We start from the raw sequence: 16207 nt of genomic DNA, 5'->3' as shown, positions 1-16207 counted from the left end.
TTATGCATCAGTATTATCTTTTTTTTAATCCGCTATATTTTTCCTTGAAAAGCTTGGTTTTGCGTGCTATATATTGATTTTAAATATAAGTAGAAATCTGTGTCCGTTCATTTACTTAACGGACACTCATCTTTGTATGCCTGCGTTAACTGGTTAAAGCATTTTATATCTGCACTAACTGGTTTAAATAACCAGTTTATCTCTGCGTGAAACTGTTATCGGGCTTCCAACTCTAAAACTCTTTCTCTGACTAGGTTATAGCAATTGGTTGGTTCCGTCTTTCAAGAAGATAACAGTATTACAGCGTAACTGTTAAAGCTTTTTTAAAACGATATAACAGCTTGTCAAGAAAAGGTTAACAGCTTTGCCGAGTTCTAACAGTTTAGCAGCATAGCAAGGCGCAGGTATTGCTTGCAGTGTAGTGTGAGGACTGGCGGCGGCGGCGTTGCCGCGTCTCTCTGAGAAGCTAGGCTGACATCGAGCGGTTGCGCCATCGCTATTGTCTTATCTGGTTAGAGGGTTTGATAACCAGTTCGAGTGTTCTTAACAGGTTAGCTCTGACTAACTTCCAACTTTCGCCAACACCAAATCCATCGCCCTTTGACTGCCAGCTACGCTGGTTCAACGACGACGGCTTCGCCGCGTCTCCTACTTGGTGAGGTCAATTAGTGGCTAAATATCTCATTACCTAGCAATTCCCGCACGACTTTTTAAGTTACCCACACTACTTCCGAGAGCCATTTTTGAGCAAGCTACTTGCGCGTTCAGGCTAAAAAAGATTTTTTTGAGATATAAATTTTGAATTTGCAGGGATTTAGGCTCTATGTTTTTATCCAAAAATAATTTATATTACATCTATCTTTAGATATATAATGACAACGACAGCATATTATGAAGAGCATCATGAATATTTCCAATTTGCCTGTAACTCAACTTGATGATGAAGCATCTGAGAAAATTAGTGGTGGGTTTATTGTGTATGCTGCACCAGGGATAGAACCTGATGGCAAACCTAATACCCCTCCTGGTAACTCCAATGTTACGGTTCCCGCCACCATAGGTGTGACCACACCGAACGGAAAATTTAAAGGGTTTGCACAGAATCCTGCCCCTCCTGGAATTCAGAAAAATGGAAATGCATACGACTTTAACCCATCTACTGGAACATTTACTCCCCTTCCATAAATAAATCTAGATCCCTTTATAGGTTTGCGTTAGGACAGCTTAGGTCAATACCTTTGTTGTCCTCAAGAGCAAATTGTGTAACTTTTAGAATCTTTTACTAATACAAGTTCAAGAGTAAGATTCGAGAAATGAGTCTTAAACTGGCAGCTACGCTGCTGACGACACGGCGGCGTTGCCGCGTCTCCCTGCAATGAGTTGGCGATGGCTGCGCCCGCCGTTCGCGTAGCGTCTCGTAGAGAAGGCATCGCTATCTCAATCTCTGTGAAATCGGCTCATCTTGTTATCCTGCTCATCTCAAAGAATATAACAGGTTGCCAGTTTAGAATAGTTTCCTCATTTTCCCTACAGCGAATACCTGAATTGTATCCATAGATTTATCTGTGGTAAATAGCTTAACTGGCTTAAGGATTCCTATGGTTAGTTTAGCTTGACCCGTGGCGATCGCAGATCACTTGTTCAACTGCTCACCCTGGCGTTGACTATGCCTGGGACGGCTAGCGATTTATTACAAGTGTGTAGTCTTGACTGGCAACTGCGTTGCTGACGAGGCGGCTATCGCCGCGTCTCCTGGTCAGCGATGGCAACGAGAACACCCCAGCGATCGCACACGATGGAGATGACTCCCTTAGATTTTTCTGGTTAAAAAGTTGTCAATCTTTCCCCATTTTGGGAAAAACCAGTTTTTCGGCTGGTCATGGCAGTTGCAAAGGTTATGCCGATTAAAAATTTTAGAGCATAACTTCTATGACCGCGCTAGTGGAGTTTGGCTGCCGGCATACCCGTCTGCGAAAAGTGCGATGCCTGCGGTGTTCTTGTTGCCATCGCTGACCACTGCCATCAAAGATTTTTAGCTTCTCAATTTTTCATAGCGCGATCGCTAACTCCTAACTCCTGATTTTTACTTGTGGCATGACCGCACGGACAAAGGCATCGCTGCACTAGCTTGCTAGTAATTACTTTTATACAAACTTGGTAGTCACCACTGAGAACCACCACATTTTGTATCAGATGTTGATACCGTAGTCACGCTCTCTATATAAATAGAGATTAACCATCGTGACTACCAAAATCATCGTGACTACCAGACCATGATTACCGAAATCCCAAAACCTCCAATCTATTTATTTGCTGGGCGCCTGTACTAGTTTAGCTATGCTGCCTTTTATACAAATTTTGGTAGTCACCACTGAAAATAGCCTCATTTTGTATCAAATTCTGATACCGTAGTCACGCCCTCTATATAAATAGATATTAATCATCGTGACTACCAGACCATGACTACCAAAACCCTAAACCTCCAATCTATTTTTTGAGTAGTGGGGATTGGGCGTTAGGCATTGGGTGATGGGCACGGGCCATCGCACCAAATCCTTTCAAATAATTATGCCTTATCATTATCTTCTGGCATAACTCCGATGAGCGCATTTTCTATCTCATCAAGTGCTTTGTCAATCGCATCCAATTGCTTGCGATTTTCCCACTCTCGATATGCTTCCGTGACCTCTGGATCGGTTCCTAACCCTGTGCTGCTGCCTACTCTGCCTATGTGTTGGTGACAGGTGTATTCTGGGTTCTTACCGCGCTTCACAATACCCTTTAGCCTAGGTTTTGGGTTCCTTTTGAAAATTGGCTCGTTAGCTTGCCATTTCGCATACACATACCAATAAACTTCACCACCTTTTTTATATTGTTTTCGCACCTCATATTGATGAATCCAGACCCCAGGTTCAGACATTGGTTCATTGAGCAAGTGCTGTCTGATTTCCTTTAGTTGATGAAGTTTTTCTATGATTTGGTCTATGCGATCTGTCATGGCAGGGATAACAGTTATGCTTATCAAAAATTTTAAAGCATAACTTCTATGACCGCGTTCTAAAGTTTTTTGTAACGATAGCGATCGCCTGCCAACTCCAGTTTTAATACCAGAAAAATTTTCATCACCTTATCAAGTACGGAACCGCCGCGCTCCCAAAAAAAATATTTGATGAGGTGACTTTGGTGGCATGACTGGCAACTGCGTTGCTACCTACCGACGACCGCTTCGCGGCGTCTCTCTGGCTATACTAGAATGGCACTAAAAACAACATGAAACTCTTTCTACTTAGAGCCGAAAAAACTATATTCTCCAGGCTGGTCATAGTCAGTAAATAAGCCGCCCATCCTAACTGTACTTGCATTCGTCCGGGAAAGATTAGCACTGTAAACCTGAGTGAAATTAGTTCTCCGTCGTATAAAGTTGATGCGACCACTGAAGGGACAGTAAAAACCTGTTAAAGAATCGCCAAATATAGTGCCTGATATTGCTCTACAGTTGCCTGTTGTAGCTTGATTTGTAATACTCAGAATCCCAGTAAAATTATCAGCATTTATACTCCAGTTTCCTACCACACTGGTTGGCCAACCATCTGCAAAAGCTGCTTGAGAAAACACAATAGGACTCAAGCTTGCTAATCCTGCCATAACAGTAGGAATGTAAAATTTCCGAAAATCCATGATCTTTTCCTTGGATAAGAGAAAGCATAAGTAGATATATCACCTTAGAGGGTGAGGAGGCAACTCTAAGCTATGCAGGACAAAACTTTGAGAAGATAATGAAGACAAAAAATAGGGAGCATTTTCATGGCTCCTTGGAAAAAATATGTTTCCTGAATCTTACCAAAAAACCCTGCGTGCCCATCTAAATGAAAGCCAGTATCTAGCCATACAGCTTTTGTTGTTATTGCTACAAGTTCATCGTCAGGTCAAACTCTCCGTTTTAGCTAGTGTCTTTCCCCAACCGATTCAATATGGCAGCAAGCTACGAAGGATTGCATCAAGCACAATCGCCTGTCCCATACCAAGACCTTCGCTCAAAAATCACTTTAAAATCTGTAGCGCTTATCCCATATAGTTTAGAGCTTTTCTTAATGCCATTCCCTCATAGGATTGTCGCCTTAGTTTGACTGGCAACTGCGTTGCCTGACCGACGGCGGCGGCGTTGCCGCGTCTCCTGCTTTGCGATCGCCTCAAAATAGTTATGCTTTATTATTTTTTTCTGGCATAACTCCTATGCCCCGCAGCCTAACTCCTATACTGCTTTGTTAATGCTGGTTTTTATACATTATTTGGTAGTCACCACTGAATACCCCCTCATTTTGTATCAGATTTTGATACCGTAGTCACGACCTCTATATAAATAGATATTAATCCTCGTGACTACCAAAATCCTCGTGACTACCAAACCTGACTACCAAACCCCAAAACCCCACTTTATAATCCATCCTAGCTAGGGCGATGCCTTCGGCGGCAAGCTACGCTGTACTGCTTTATCATTGCTACGCTTTATACAAAACATGGTAGTCACCACTGAATATCCCCACGTTTTGTATCAGAATTTGATACCGTAGTCACGACCTCTATATAAATAGATATTAATCCTCGTGACTACCAAAATCATCGTGACTACCAAAACCCTAAAACCTCCAATCTATTTTTACGACATTAGGTATTGGGCGATCGCGCCTCTCCACACACCCCACAATCGCCTACAGCAAACTGAGGGTAATGTTTCCACAGCCAGCACCATACACACGCCGAGAATCGCAAAATTAACCCCACTCACAGCATGAATGTGCAAAGCTATGCTATTCATTCCTCTGAAAACTCAGCAGCATTAAAAAGCTCCATCATTCTCTCAATGCCAAGAGCTTTGCCGCTCAATTCAAATCCAGAGTCGAACGCTATACAACTGCCCTTGAGGTAAGAGGAAATTTGATTAATTGATAAATCACCAGCTTCGGCAACTTCAAGCCGCAAGTGTTGTGGCGGGGTCTAAATCCCCGTTACAACACGTAATTGCGAATTGCGAATTGGTTTAATAAAATAATATAGTTTATTAAAACTTACAACAAGAACTTTATTCTTTGTAATCAATAAAAATAACTTTATTATTTAGCTAATTAATGCCATTGATATATTCACTGATTAATTAAAATCAAGTATTTTCAGAAAAATAAAGAAAACAAAACTGCTAAACTAATGGTTAGAGCTTTCAACGGCTGTTATTCGTTATGCATTAAAAGAAATAATCTAATTCAATAGGAGTTTGATGCTGGCTAAACTCGCGAGTCTATTATTACTTATTTTTCTCTAAACGCCAGAGCATACCAGGTTTGTTAATGAGTTTAACTTTATGATTGGTTGTTTTTTCTAACTTAGCTCTTAAATCTTTAGCAGGATGTAATAAAAATACATTGTCATAATCATGAGATATATTAGGTATTTCTTTCTCAGGTACTAATAAAAGTTTAATATCTGGATGCAAGCGATAGGATAGAGAAAGCAAATTACCAAAATTATAAGGGGCACTATCATCACTAATTAAAAGAGAATTTTTACTTTGATTAATTATCTTAATAATTTGCGGATGATTATTGCTGGGTATTTGAGTCCACCAACTTTCTGCATTAGAAATTTGATAACAGGACATAATTGTAGCCAAGGTGAAAATCGCTAATGTTGCTTGCCAAAACTTGCGACTGAAAGAATTATTACTAAATATTTGTTTTGCAAACAGATAAACAACAGATAGCTGCATAAACAAATAACTAGGGATTAAATATCGAGCAACAGTAGAACGTCTACCTCCAAACAATAAATCTGGTAATAAAAAACACAATATATTTACACTTATAATTATAATTATAAATAGCCAAGTATGTTTAGGAGTATGAAAACAAATAAAATAAATCGAGTAAGCTACTAAAAATAGTATACTTAAAACTAGAGGAAAAACTAATAAAGGTGAAGTTTGAGAGTCTAAATTAAAATCAATAAATACTCTGCTAATATTCCCTAAAATTGTTGTAAATAAAGAGATTGTGGTGGTTTTTGTAGCTAACCAATCTATTCCTTTAAAATTATTAAGAGACATCACATAGAGCCAAGGCGTAAAACTGATAAAAGCAATAGAAAACGTTACTAAATAAGCTATTAATGACTTAGTTAATCTCCAACCTTTAATTATTATTAAATAAATCCCGTGACTTAATGCAACTAAAGCAGTTAAGGGATAAGTATACAATCCTATTACTAAAGTGATACCGTAAATAAGCCAATTTATTTTGTTATGATTTCTTTCAAGCTTAATTGCTCGGAGAATGGCAGCGCTTGATAAAACTACGATCACACTCCATAAACTATATTGTTTTGCATTCTGAGCATATAGTAAGTGAAATGGAGATATAGCAACTAATGCAATTGCAGCCCATCCTATAGTTGAGGAATTAAAAAGCTCTATGCTCAACCAATATACAGCAGGAAATAGTAAGAGGCTGAGGATAGCAGTTAAAGTTCTGATAGCAGCAGGTGAACTACCAAATACCTGCTCCCAAAATCTAAGTAAAAGGTAATATAAAGGAGGATGTTGCCCGTCTTCTTTAGCCTGAGAACTTAGTGCATCAATCCAAGTTCTTTGGGAATTAATATGTTGAAATTTCTGGATATCTGCGACAGTTATTTCTTGATTAATATAAATATTTTCCTTGATTTCTTTCACGGTATAACCTGCTATCCGGAAAGAAGTAAAAGCTTCATCATGCCAATATATTTTTTTGTCAATATTAACAAAACGCAAAAATATACCTAAAACTAATAAAATAATAACTATTAATTTTAAAGGATAAGATTTAATCTTTAAATAACTACTCATAGTCAATAAAATATATATTTACAATTAGAGGACATTTTAAGAGGTTGTTTGAAAATTAGTTGATTGTAATTTTATGCACTTCTAGATCCCCCTACAGCTTTAATAAGGGGGAACCCTAATCCGGGGTTTCTCACTTATGAGAAATCCAGTGGAGTGGGCGGTGTGGAAGGTGTAGGAGGATGGAGAAGAAATCTTTCCTCTCTCCCCACACTTTCCATCTATATGTGAGAAATTGGGGTAATCAAAGCCCTCTTTTACAAGGCGGATGATGGAGGATCTAAAACGTTTTGTTACAGACAGGAGGACTTTTCAAACATTCTCTAAGTAAACTAAGTAGTAAGATAATTCGGTTCTTCAGTTCATTTTATGGAACTTGTCTTGATTCATAGTCTTTTTAGCTTTTTAAGTCTCCTTTTTCAGTACGTTATCGCGAGGAACGATGTCTTTGGTATAGCGTGTGGCCAATCAACGCATTTGTTCAAAGTCACGAATGCAACCAATGATTTATAGCACTTGTGGTTATCTTGAAATAGCCAGTACATCATTACTTTCAGAAATGGCTTGTACCACAGAGTGTCTTATTTTAAGTTTTCCCTCACCAGAAGCTTTTCTAACAGTTTGCTAGTGAATCGAATTTTGGCACAAGGTTTAACACCAATACGGCTAGTATTAATCCAATAGCCAATGTCAGGTCGACTAGCGATAATCTTGGGTGCTTCGATAATCTCTGCGATCGCACTCTTAGCGGGCGGTTACGCCATCACACTCTTGGCGGGGCGTAAGCCCATCACATATACGCCTGCTTTATCCCCAGATTTTCTTTCTCAGTACTCCATCGCCAGGAGCCATATTTTTGGCATAGCCCGAATGGCACTAAGTTAAGTTGAACGGTAGGCGGCGTAAGAATTGCAGAGGGGCAGAGGGGCGGAGGAGAATTTCTCTTGCTTCTTTCCGTATGCCTCTTGTTTCTGTCCGTATGCTCTTTCCTTCTTCTTTCTCCCCTGCTCCTCTGCTCCTCTGCACCCCTGCTGCCTCAACGATTTTCCCTTTTCTTAGTGCCATTCGGCTTATATCAAAATTCCCCACTTTTGTAATACATTTATGCTACAAAAACCTTATTTGCTTAATGCGAAAAAAAAATGCTAATCGCCAATCACCCCCCCTAAATATATACTGGATACTTAAATTTAAGAGGGGGATGATGCAAATCCTATACATTACTGGCTTTTTATACTTAGATAGCTTTACCCCAAAAAACCAGACTTTTGTAGTACGTTAGTCATTGGGTATTGAGCATTGGGCATAGCTTGCCGCCGTAGGAATCGCGCTCCCTACCGCCGCCACCATCGCCTACACCAATTTTCGGGTAACATCCCACAGCCAATACTCTACACACCCTTAGAATCCCAAAATTAACCCCACTCATTCTTTAAGTGGGGCGTTGAATAAGGGGCAAAGGGCGATCGCACTCTGGGATAAATGCGATCGCTCTTACTTTGGGAGCAGGGTGGGTGTAGGTGTACGGAATTAAGAAGATATTGAACTACTTGACGCACTCGCATTCAATTATCTGGAACACTACACCCAACATCCTACCCAAAATCCCCTGCCTTGACTAGGTTTTACATGAATTTTCGTACCATTCCACTATGGGTGTTTTGGGTGCGCGTCTCAGCACTTCTAAAAAATGTTTTAGTCTAATTTAGTTTTAAAACAACTTTTAAAACGGGAATCATAAGTACCGACTTGTTCATATTGCCCAGTTTCTGGATTGTACTGGTAAAGTGGTTGGTTCTTTTCTTTAAACGTGGAACAAGATGAACTTGGAGGCGCTCCACCACTAATATTTGCTTCTTCTTCTCTAGATAAGTCTACAACATAAAATGCATCTTCGTTCTTAAGCATTTTATTACTCCTTTTAACTTTAAAAGTGGTATTTTTCCTTTAGAGAAGCAAAGTCAGAAACTACTCTGCTAATCCTGTATTTAAATACTAGAAAGAAAATATGAGGAACTTGTGAGGAAAGGAAATGAAATTAAATAAAGTTGTAAACCAACTGAAGTTTAAACTAAGCAATACAAAACGACCTCGCACTGCTGAGTTTATAAGAGACTTGCTGAAAGTATGAACAATTTATGATATTAAACAGTTACAGATGGTTCTTTCCGAGATGGAGTTACTGTCTTTTTAACTGTAGGAAAACGGTTTTTACGTAGATTGGCTACTCCTTATCCTCAAAATTGGCGTAAGCGGCGTATGTTGTCAAGCTTGATCGTTAGAGCGTGGGTTCACTAATTTAGTAACGCTATTTTCTAGGGACTTCAAAAAGCAATAGGGATAATTGATAATAATAAGATGCCTTTAGGCGAAACTAGAAACGGTGGCAGAAAAAGTAAAACCACGCTCGGATAGTTAAAAATGAAATCAGTACATTGTTAGCAGATTAACCACCAACTTTATCGAAACAAGGCATCTTCCTCATTCATGGAACAAAGCATTAGCCGGGACATAACCCTTCTTGGCACTCAGGACCACGAGCAATATGCGTATCATAAAAGACCTTTACTGCTGTAGAGTTGTAACGGTCAAGCTCCTGCAAGTAATTCCAAGCGGTGAGTGCAATTGATGTGTCGAGGTTCAACCGTGGTGTCAGGATAATACGTCCGTTAAAGTAGCTCAAAGATCGCGCCTGCTGCCGTAACTGGGTCAACTCTTGATCTTTAATTTGCTTAGGATTATAGCTAATAATCACCCCACCGTGTTCCAAATTATGTACTAAAAATCCATCGGCGGGTGGATGTTTATATATACCCCACGCTGCTGGGTACGAGTAGTGCGGCCCAGAGGTTGGTGGATTGGAGTTATAAGTGATTGAAGTACCTACTTCCACATGTTCTTGTCCCAAATCTGGGAAACGTATTCCTGGTAGTATTGTGCCAGGGTATATCCCTGGCAAGGGTGATTCAGGTGTTATTACTGAGAAAGGTTCGATTAAACCCTTCCACTCCTGTATAGAATTCATCATTGAACTAGAAGTTGAGGCAGTACTTGCTTGTCGGGGAGATTCATGAGAGTTCGCAGGCATATTACCGAATAGTAAAGTTATGCTGATCGCGCAGCCCAAGCAAAGTACCAAGAAACCTGATTTAGTTAGCTTAATATTCATATAACCCTCTTCCATTACTCTCGGATAAATTAACGATTCTTTCCGGCTTTGTTGCATGAAACAAAAAAGACATACCTTATGATTATAAAAATCAACAAAACTATTTTTTTTAATTAGTCGGACAAAAAAAATTAAGCTATGTGACAAAATGTAAAATCAACAAGTAGCTCAGAAACTAGCCATTCCACAATTTTTACAATACTAAACATATATGGGTTTTAGAGCTGATTCGTAAAGTAAATCTTAAGTAGCTAATCGCCTGACCATGAGACGAAGCAAAGAACTATAAATTATCGCTTCACTCACCTCTGAATACACCTCATAATCTTTGCTTAACCGCCGAAATCGGTTCAGCTTTTACATTGGTTCGCTCAACAATCCACCGCTTGGGCAACTGCTCAAACGTCTCAGCCCGGATTTCTCCCAAACTCGGAAAAAAGCAGAGTAAAAACTGCTAAAATCTATATATAACAAGCATTTCAGCAGTTATAAACTATGACTCGACCTGCAAGGCGTAGGCAAAGGCCGCCGCAGGCATCGCTTCCAAAACAGTTCAGATTTGAACAGCCAAAGTCACCCCCAGTTGTAGTTAATTTCAAGGGTGAACTGGCAACTACGTTGCTGACGACGGCGGCGTTGCCGCGTCTCCTGCTATGCGATCGCGCTAGTGCTGTGGCGTGGTGGCGTGGTGTAGCTTAATTGACAACTGTATTGCCTACCTAATATGTCGAATTTATATCTATTCTTTAGTGGCTATGTATAAGGATATCCGCGTTCGGCGTGGTGGGCTTCACTGGCAACTGCGTTGCAGAACGACGGCGGCGTTGCCGCGTCTCCTGCCGTGCGATCGCTAACTCCTCACTAGCGCGATCGCACTTGATAACTGTGGCGTGGTGTAGCAACGTGTATGGTGTGGCTTAACTGGCAACTGCATTGCTTAACTGACGTATCAGATTTATATCTATTCTTTAGTGGCTATGTATAGGGATATCCTCGTTTGGCGTGGTTGTGGTGGACTGGCAACTGCGTTGCCTCAGCGACGACGGCTTCGCCGCGTCTTCTACTTGCTGAGAGTCGATTAGCGGTCACATTTCTATTACCTAGCGATTCCCGCACCACTTTTTAAGTTACCCGCACCACTTCCGCACCAGTTCCCGCAGCAAGAATGCTTGCTGTGTAAGCATCCCGCACCACCCGCACCAGTTTTAAGGGGTTGGATAAACTTTATATTTATTAGATTTTTTTTGAAAATATTTTCTGCAAATTTTTCACCAAAGTTTTTTCAAATGCAGTAAAAGTGGTGCGGGTGGTGCGGAACCCTTGATATTGCGTTGTTTTTGGTGCGGGTAGTGGTGCGGAACTGGTGCGGGTAAATCTTAAAGTGGTGCGGGTAACTTAGAAAAAATAAGTATTTATACTTCTTTTCCAATGTTTATTCAAAAAATAGCAATGTTGAAGGCAAGAGGCGATGGCGTAACCATTCCTCGTCCTGGGGAGAAGGCAGAAGGGAATACTGCTTCCAGCCCTTTGCCCGTGACCAAAGGGAACAAGGGTTTAAAGCCCCGCCGTCTACACAGCGCCGACAATTGATTGGGGTCTGAATCCCCATTCGATTGTTCCTTCTGCCCTCTGCCCTCAGCATAGCTGCCTTCTTCAAAAATTCTCGCGTGACCCCTAGTTGTACTCTCCAGGAAGATCAGTTTTTCTAACAGTAATGCTGCCAACTTTCTTACCTGACATTCTCAATAATTCATCACCTGAAAATTCAAAACCAAGCTTTAGTGCTATTCGCGCAACATCATCTGCGGTTGGTGCTGCGAGCACCTCGTTTTTAAGTTCAGGTTCAGACTGCATTTTCTTTAAAAATGCTTCGATTTGCTCAAAAGCCATATTTAAAATTTGATCCTCGCTAGCTACTCGTAATATAAAGAAAAACAGCAGTATATTCTTTAAGACTAGCAGCACAAGGGTATCAAGATTCGGGGGAAAGATGATTATCGCGACGCGCTGCTCTTCATTTATCAGAATCTTGCTTATAAGAAACCACCTTCTTATAAGTAAACGGGTGGTTCATGCCACCCAAAAACCTACTCTTTTGTTAACTCCTCAAACCTGCGATCGCACTTACCACCCCTGCCACGTCTCTCTGGCTATAAATCCTCACCCTCGTAATACATTTATGCTACAAAAACCGCATTTTGCTTAATGCGAAAAATAATTGCTAATTGCCAATCACCCCCCTAAATATATACTGACTACTTAAATTTAAGGGGGGGTGATGCAAATTTTATATATTACTGGCTTATTATACTTAAATAGGCTCACCCCAAAAAATCAGACTTTTGTAGTACATTAGGCATCGAATATTGGGCATTGGGTATTTGGCATGGCATTGAGCATTGAGCGATCGCCTACAGTAGCTACGCTCCCATTTTCCCCACAATGCCCTGTAGCAACTTGAGGGTAAGGATTCCACAGCCATGACCATATACACGCCCTGTTTGCCAAAATTAAACCCACTCACAGCATGAATGGGCAAAGCTATGCTTTTCATTCCTCTGAAAACTCAACAGAATTGAAAATTTCCATCATTCTCTCAATGCCAAGAGCTTTAGCGCTCAACTCAAATCCAGAATCAAACGCTACGCAAGTGCTTTTGAGGTGAGAGTGAATCTGATTAATTGATAAATCACCAGCTTCGGTAATTTCAAGCCGCTTATTGATCAGCTGCAAAAGCATTGAGCCAGTTTTTAGTAGTTCTGCCCCCAACCTTTCACCATCCTGTCGATATTTCTCTAATTTTTGTAAATGCTGCTCCCTGGCATAATTACGAGAACTTTCAGCGATCGCAGCCTTTAAACCGATTCTTGCTTCGTCTACAAGTACTTGAAAATCGGGCCTAGACTTCAATCGCGCTGCAAACGCTTTTCGCATGGCAGCACAAACTGCCGGAAAAAGTAATTCTGCTTTGGGTGCGTTCTATCGTCGCTTACGTTCTCGACTTGGCTCTCCTAAAGCCATTACTGCCACTGCTCATAAAATTGCGCGAATTTTTTACAAACTTTGGACAACCGGAGGAGATTACACCGATCCTGGCATGGATTATTATGAGCAGCGTTATCGTGAGCGAATGGTCAATAATCTCCACAAAAAAGCCCAGGCTTTTGGTTTTGAGCTTATTCCCCAGCACTCAGAAAATCTGGTTTCTTAGAAGAGGGATACTCAGTAACATTTAAGCTTCGCTTAGCCTGCTATATCCACATCCCGCAACATAATCATAAATTTTAATCTTCTTTCCAGGGCGGATTAAGTTGGGGTTTGAGATGCCATTACGCTTAGCAACTGGTTTGTAACAAGAAGCAGTGCCATCCCCATAGAAAATTTCAGTTATCTCAGATAGTGTGTCCCCCCGCTCTACGGTGTAGGTGGCGTAATTTGCGCCGCCTGTTATTTTCTCTTCTTCAGATTCTTTTAACTCAATAAAATCTTTGTTATCAAACAAGTCTGTAATTTTAAGCATAGGTTTTGTTCTCCTGATTTAATCATCTAGGTCTTTCTTTAGACCTCTATCTTCTTATCAAGGTTTACTCGGTAACTTTTCTGCACTATGTCTTTTTTTGTTTCAAATCTTTACAACTGAATTTGTAGGAGTAAAAGTAGCAAACAAGCTGGGATAATCGGCGTGAGTACCCATAGCTTCAGACGTACCTGTTAACAGAGTCATGGAGGTAGCGTCCACCCCAGCGAACGCTTCTATCTGTGAGAAAAATGTCGGGAAATATGTCATACCCAACTTTCCCCCAAAATCTTATTCATTGGATTTTTAACAGCATTTTGAGTTAATTGGCTTGAAAAAACCTATGGCTAGCGTCTCCCGCGTCTCCCTGCGATCGCGCCTCACAGGATCGCGCCCACTCCGGTGCAAGTGCATTTTTTTGATAGTTGTTTTTAAAAACTCACCCTATCTTCAGACTGGCAACTGCGTTGCCTGACCGACGGCGGCGTTGCCGCGTCTCTCGCCTTGCCCCACAATAGTTATGCTTTATTAGTTTACTCTGGCATAACTCCTATGCCCCGCGCCTGATCCCTATCCTTTGGCTTATATCAAAATCCCCCACCTTTGTATTACAAATATGCTACAAAACCACCTTTTTACTAGTTGCGAATTTTTTAGACTAGTTGCGAAACACCCCCCCTAAATATATACTGAATACTTAAATAAAAAAGGGGGGGTGATGCAAATCGTATACATTACTGGCTTATTATACTTAGATAGCTTCACCCCAAAAAATCAGACCTTTGTAGTACGTTAGGCATTGGGCGATCGCACTTTTCAAAAAAACAATCTACATTTTTTCTGGGTTATTAAACCGAAATCACGTAAACCCCTATACACCCCCCCTTGCCTCTACAGGGCTGGCTAAAAATTTGTGTTTCCGACCTCAAATTTTGGCAAGATTTTAAGCACTATTATTTATTGACAAATAGTTAATGACCTTAACTTGTCACCAATGACTGTCGGCGAACTGTTCCGCTTTACGTTTAAAATTATTCTTAGCTTCTGTGTTCATTCTAGCCGCTTCTCTTTTACTATTTTTTATTTCTTTTTCAATATTTTGTCGATTAAAAGTGTCTCTAAACATACTAATAAAATATCCATCTGTCGGTATTATTAAAAAGAAACCGCTTCCTATAAAAACACTAGCAAAGGCAAAGATTGACCACAATATTAACGTTATTATACAACCAGAACCACAGCCCGCCGCAGCAAATAGTGATTTCTTGTTTTCACTAACTGTTACAATTGTTTCAGATTCTTTCTGTGCTTTTGACATTGCTTCTATATAAGGTGTCATTTCTAATATGAAATCATTTACAAATAACCGATCTGTTGCTGTAGTCATATCTGGATTTATATCAGTTGATTTTTTTATAATTTGAAGAATTTTATATAAATCCTCAGCTTTCCAAGATGTTCCACAATCTAGGCAAGCGTTAGCATTTCTATCCTCACCTGTTACAGCACCAACAGCACCACCTACAACACCAAACAAAGCTAACCCTGTGATAGCACGTCCCCAACTTACATTAGTTTCTCTCTTGAGTTGAATGTGAGTGGAACCACAGTTTGGGCAGTTAGCCATATATTTTTTACCCTGCGACAAGAAGTTTAAATTTTAGTATTCCCTGTAAAATCTCAAAAACTATAAAATAAATTCCTAGAATTAAAATTAACTACTGATGGTGTATATATCTCTCAAGCGTTTGCTAATCTCGGTCAAATAATTCCGATTAATCAGGTGTCAAATCGTTGTAGGCTGTGGATCACAGGGTCTACAGTCTGCCAATGAAAATCAATCGGCACGGACGCGCCAAAGTTCTAACACAGTCAGAGATACAGTTAATTTTCAGTCATGGCTTAGACAACGACCGCGATCGCACTTTGTTGGTGTCTGCCTGTTTAGTGCCTGTAGAATCCGTGAATGCTGTACGCTACAAACTGAAGATATCTACACACCCAAGGGTATTGTCAGACCCCGGTTGATTATTAGAAAATCAAACACCAAGGGGAAACTTGCAACTCGGTCAATCCCAGTGATTGAAGACTTACGGCGTTTACTGGTTGAATACTACCCGCTAGCAGGTGATGATTATTTGTTTCCCGGTCGCAGTGATGGGCATATCAGCGAAGACTCAGCCGCTAGGATTTTAAGAACAGCTTGCCAGCAATTAGATATTTTTGGAGTGAGTAGCCATAGCTTTAGAAGGACTGCTTTAACTCAGATGAGTAACGCCGGAATACCACTGAGAGTTATTCAGGAAATCTCAGGGCATCGGAATTTAGAACAGTTACAGAGATATTTAGAAGTGTCTGACGATCAGGTATTGGGAGCGGCGGCGGCATTGTCGATGCTATCGCCTATGGCTAGTAATGGTGTAGAGCTAGACACTGACCAAAAACAAAAACTTGAAATTGACGCACATTATCCCCGTTAGGGTAAGTTGTTTGATGACGGTATTAAATCCTGCTTATGAAATATACAGCAGATTCGGAGTTTATGAGGTACAGTAGCAGCAATTTGTAAACCAATTTTTGAGATGTTCAGGATTAATTAATTCAAGTGCTATTTTAATTAAACCATCGACTCCACATGTAGTCTTTGGAG

General features: G+C 40.4%; 21 protein-coding genes and 3 pseudogenes. 8 read left to right on the top strand and 16 right to left on the bottom strand.

All coding sequences use genetic code 11. The features are described from left to right. The first annotated feature begins 903 nt into the window (after positions 1 to 903). The gene (locus LC608_RS33970) at positions 904 to 1185 is read left to right on the top strand and encodes a hypothetical protein (RefSeq protein ID WP_229557770.1); all 282 of its coding nucleotides are present in this window, start codon (positions 904 to 906) and stop codon (positions 1183 to 1185) included. Positions 1186 to 1247: 62 nt separating this feature from the next. Here the strand turns inward: LC608_RS33970 and LC608_RS33965 are convergent, their stop codons facing one another. Then, positions 1248 to 1430 carry a hypothetical protein gene (locus tag LC608_RS33965; protein WP_229557769.1) on the bottom strand — a complete coding sequence of 61 codons (183 nt, stop codon included), beginning with the start codon at positions 1428 to 1430 and terminating at the stop codon, positions 1248 to 1250. Positions 1431 to 1832: 402 nt separating this feature from the next. On the opposite strand from LC608_RS33965, the gene LC608_RS33960 reads away from it, so the two are divergent. Continuing rightward, positions 1833 to 2036, top strand: a complete 204-nt coding sequence (locus LC608_RS33960) for a hypothetical protein (protein ID WP_229557768.1) — start codon at positions 1833 to 1835, stop codon at positions 2034 to 2036. A gap of 530 nt (positions 2037 to 2566) precedes the next feature. Here LC608_RS33960 and LC608_RS33955 read toward each other — a convergent pair. Together LC608_RS33955 and LC608_RS33950 are read right to left on the bottom strand one after the other, a co-directional pair. Further along, a complete protein-coding gene (locus tag LC608_RS33955; protein ID WP_229557767.1) occupies positions 2567 to 2998 on the bottom strand; it encodes a hypothetical protein in 432 nt (143 codons plus the stop codon). Between the two features lie 284 nt (positions 2999 to 3282). Beyond that, positions 3283 to 3678: a hypothetical protein gene (locus tag LC608_RS33950; protein ID WP_229557766.1), complete on the bottom strand. Its 396-nt coding sequence runs from the start codon at positions 3676 to 3678 to the stop codon at positions 3283 to 3285. A 145-nt stretch (positions 3679 to 3823) separates the two neighbouring features. Between LC608_RS33950 and LC608_RS33945 the strand changes: the two are divergent. Further along, positions 3824 to 3994 (top strand): annotated as a pseudogene (locus LC608_RS33945) (IS4 family transposase); the annotation flags it as partial. A gap of 663 nt (positions 3995 to 4657) precedes the next feature. Here the strand turns inward: LC608_RS33945 and LC608_RS33940 are convergent. Together LC608_RS33940 and LC608_RS33935 are read right to left on the bottom strand one after the other, a co-directional pair. Continuing rightward, positions 4658 to 4816, bottom strand: a complete 159-nt coding sequence (locus LC608_RS33940; RefSeq protein ID WP_229557765.1) for a hypothetical protein — start codon at positions 4814 to 4816, stop codon at positions 4658 to 4660. Between the two features lie 483 nt (positions 4817 to 5299). Beyond that, entirely contained in the window at positions 5300 to 6874 is a 1575-nt protein-coding gene (locus LC608_RS33935; protein ID WP_229557764.1) for a glycosyltransferase family 39 protein, read from the bottom strand. Between the two features lie 684 nt (positions 6875 to 7558). Between LC608_RS33935 and LC608_RS33930 the strand changes: the two genes are divergently transcribed. Next, positions 7559 to 7756, top strand: coding sequence for a hypothetical protein (locus tag LC608_RS33930; protein WP_229557763.1), 198 nt, complete (start codon positions 7559 to 7561; stop codon positions 7754 to 7756). Here LC608_RS33930 and LC608_RS33925 read toward each other — a convergent pair. The 4 genes and pseudogenes from LC608_RS33925 to LC608_RS33910 form a co-directional block, all read right to left on the bottom strand. Further along, positions 7748 to 7936, bottom strand: a complete 189-nt coding sequence (locus LC608_RS33925) for a hypothetical protein (RefSeq protein WP_229557762.1) — start codon at positions 7934 to 7936, stop codon at positions 7748 to 7750. The two genes, LC608_RS33930 and LC608_RS33925, sit on opposite strands and share 9 nt — an antisense overlap. A gap of 630 nt (positions 7937 to 8566) precedes the next feature. Then, entirely contained in the window at positions 8567 to 8779 is a 213-nt protein-coding gene (locus tag LC608_RS33920; protein ID WP_229557761.1) for a hypothetical protein, read from the bottom strand. 592 nt (positions 8780 to 9371) lie between these two features. Continuing rightward, complete coding sequence (locus tag LC608_RS33915; protein WP_229557760.1) at positions 9372 to 10040, bottom strand: DUF3105 domain-containing protein; 669 nt, start codon at positions 10038 to 10040, stop codon at positions 9372 to 9374. A 243-nt stretch (positions 10041 to 10283) separates the two neighbouring features. Next, positions 10284 to 10443, bottom strand: a pseudogene (locus LC608_RS33910) (IS5/IS1182 family transposase); the annotation flags it as partial. Between the two features lie 92 nt (positions 10444 to 10535). Here LC608_RS33910 and LC608_RS33905 point away from each other — a divergent pair. Further along, the gene (locus LC608_RS33905; RefSeq protein WP_229557759.1) at positions 10536 to 10739 is read left to right on the top strand and encodes a hypothetical protein; all 204 of its coding nucleotides are present in this window, start codon (positions 10536 to 10538) and stop codon (positions 10737 to 10739) included. A gap of 47 nt (positions 10740 to 10786) precedes the next feature. Here LC608_RS33905 and LC608_RS33900 read toward each other — a convergent pair whose 3' ends face one another. Beyond that, complete coding sequence (locus tag LC608_RS33900; RefSeq protein WP_229557758.1) at positions 10787 to 10942, bottom strand: hypothetical protein; 156 nt, start codon at positions 10940 to 10942, stop codon at positions 10787 to 10789. 547 nt (positions 10943 to 11489) lie between these two features. Between LC608_RS33900 and LC608_RS33895 the strand changes: the two genes are divergently transcribed. Then, positions 11490 to 11630, top strand: coding sequence for a hypothetical protein (locus LC608_RS33895; RefSeq protein WP_229557757.1), 141 nt, complete (start codon positions 11490 to 11492; stop codon positions 11628 to 11630). Positions 11631 to 11714: 84 nt separating this feature from the next. On the opposite strand, the gene LC608_RS33890 is transcribed toward LC608_RS33895, so the two are convergent. From LC608_RS33890 to LC608_RS33880, 3 genes are all read right to left on the bottom strand, one after another. After that, positions 11715 to 11930, bottom strand: coding sequence for a Nif11-like leader peptide family natural product precursor (locus LC608_RS33890; protein ID WP_069068113.1), 216 nt, complete (start codon positions 11928 to 11930; stop codon positions 11715 to 11717). 462 nt (positions 11931 to 12392) lie between these two features. Continuing rightward, positions 12393 to 12548, bottom strand: a complete 156-nt coding sequence (locus LC608_RS33885) for a hypothetical protein (RefSeq protein WP_229557756.1) — start codon at positions 12546 to 12548, stop codon at positions 12393 to 12395. A 42-nt stretch (positions 12549 to 12590) separates the two neighbouring features. Then, complete coding sequence (locus LC608_RS33880; protein WP_229557755.1) at positions 12591 to 12974, bottom strand: hypothetical protein; 384 nt, start codon at positions 12972 to 12974, stop codon at positions 12591 to 12593. On the opposite strand from LC608_RS33880, the gene LC608_RS33875 reads away from it, so the two are divergent. Next, a complete protein-coding gene (locus LC608_RS33875; protein ID WP_374108486.1) occupies positions 12973 to 13251 on the top strand; it encodes a hypothetical protein in 279 nt (92 codons plus the stop codon). The two genes, LC608_RS33880 and LC608_RS33875, sit on opposite strands and share 2 nt — an antisense overlap. 21 nt (positions 13252 to 13272) lie before the next feature. Here LC608_RS33875 and LC608_RS33870 read toward each other — a convergent pair whose 3' ends face one another. The 3 genes from LC608_RS33870 to LC608_RS33860 all read right to left on the bottom strand — a co-directional run bounded on the left by LC608_RS33870 (position 13273) and on the right by LC608_RS33860 (position 15184). Continuing rightward, the gene (locus tag LC608_RS33870; RefSeq protein ID WP_229557754.1) at positions 13273 to 13560 is read right to left on the bottom strand and encodes a LysM peptidoglycan-binding domain-containing protein; all 288 of its coding nucleotides are present in this window, start codon (positions 13558 to 13560) and stop codon (positions 13273 to 13275) included. A 102-nt stretch (positions 13561 to 13662) separates the two neighbouring features. Next, the gene (locus LC608_RS33865; RefSeq protein WP_229557753.1) at positions 13663 to 13827 is read right to left on the bottom strand and encodes a hypothetical protein; all 165 of its coding nucleotides are present in this window, start codon (positions 13825 to 13827) and stop codon (positions 13663 to 13665) included. 718 nt (positions 13828 to 14545) lie between these two features. Beyond that, positions 14546 to 15184, bottom strand: coding sequence for a hypothetical protein (locus tag LC608_RS33860; RefSeq protein ID WP_229557752.1), 639 nt, complete (start codon positions 15182 to 15184; stop codon positions 14546 to 14548). A gap of 203 nt (positions 15185 to 15387) precedes the next feature. Here LC608_RS33860 and LC608_RS33855 point away from each other — a divergent pair. Beyond that, positions 15388 to 16037: pseudogene (locus tag LC608_RS33855) on the top strand (tyrosine-type recombinase/integrase). The last annotated feature ends 170 nt before the right edge of the window (positions 16038 to 16207 follow it).

Origin of the sequence: Nostoc sp. XA010, from assembly GCF_020829625.1 — a bacterium.
In the GTDB taxonomy this organism is placed as follows: Bacteria; Cyanobacteriota; Cyanobacteriia; order Cyanobacteriales; family Nostocaceae; genus Nostoc.
Note: the sequence above shows the minus strand (reverse complement) of the source record. Positions and strands in the feature narration are given on the sequence as shown.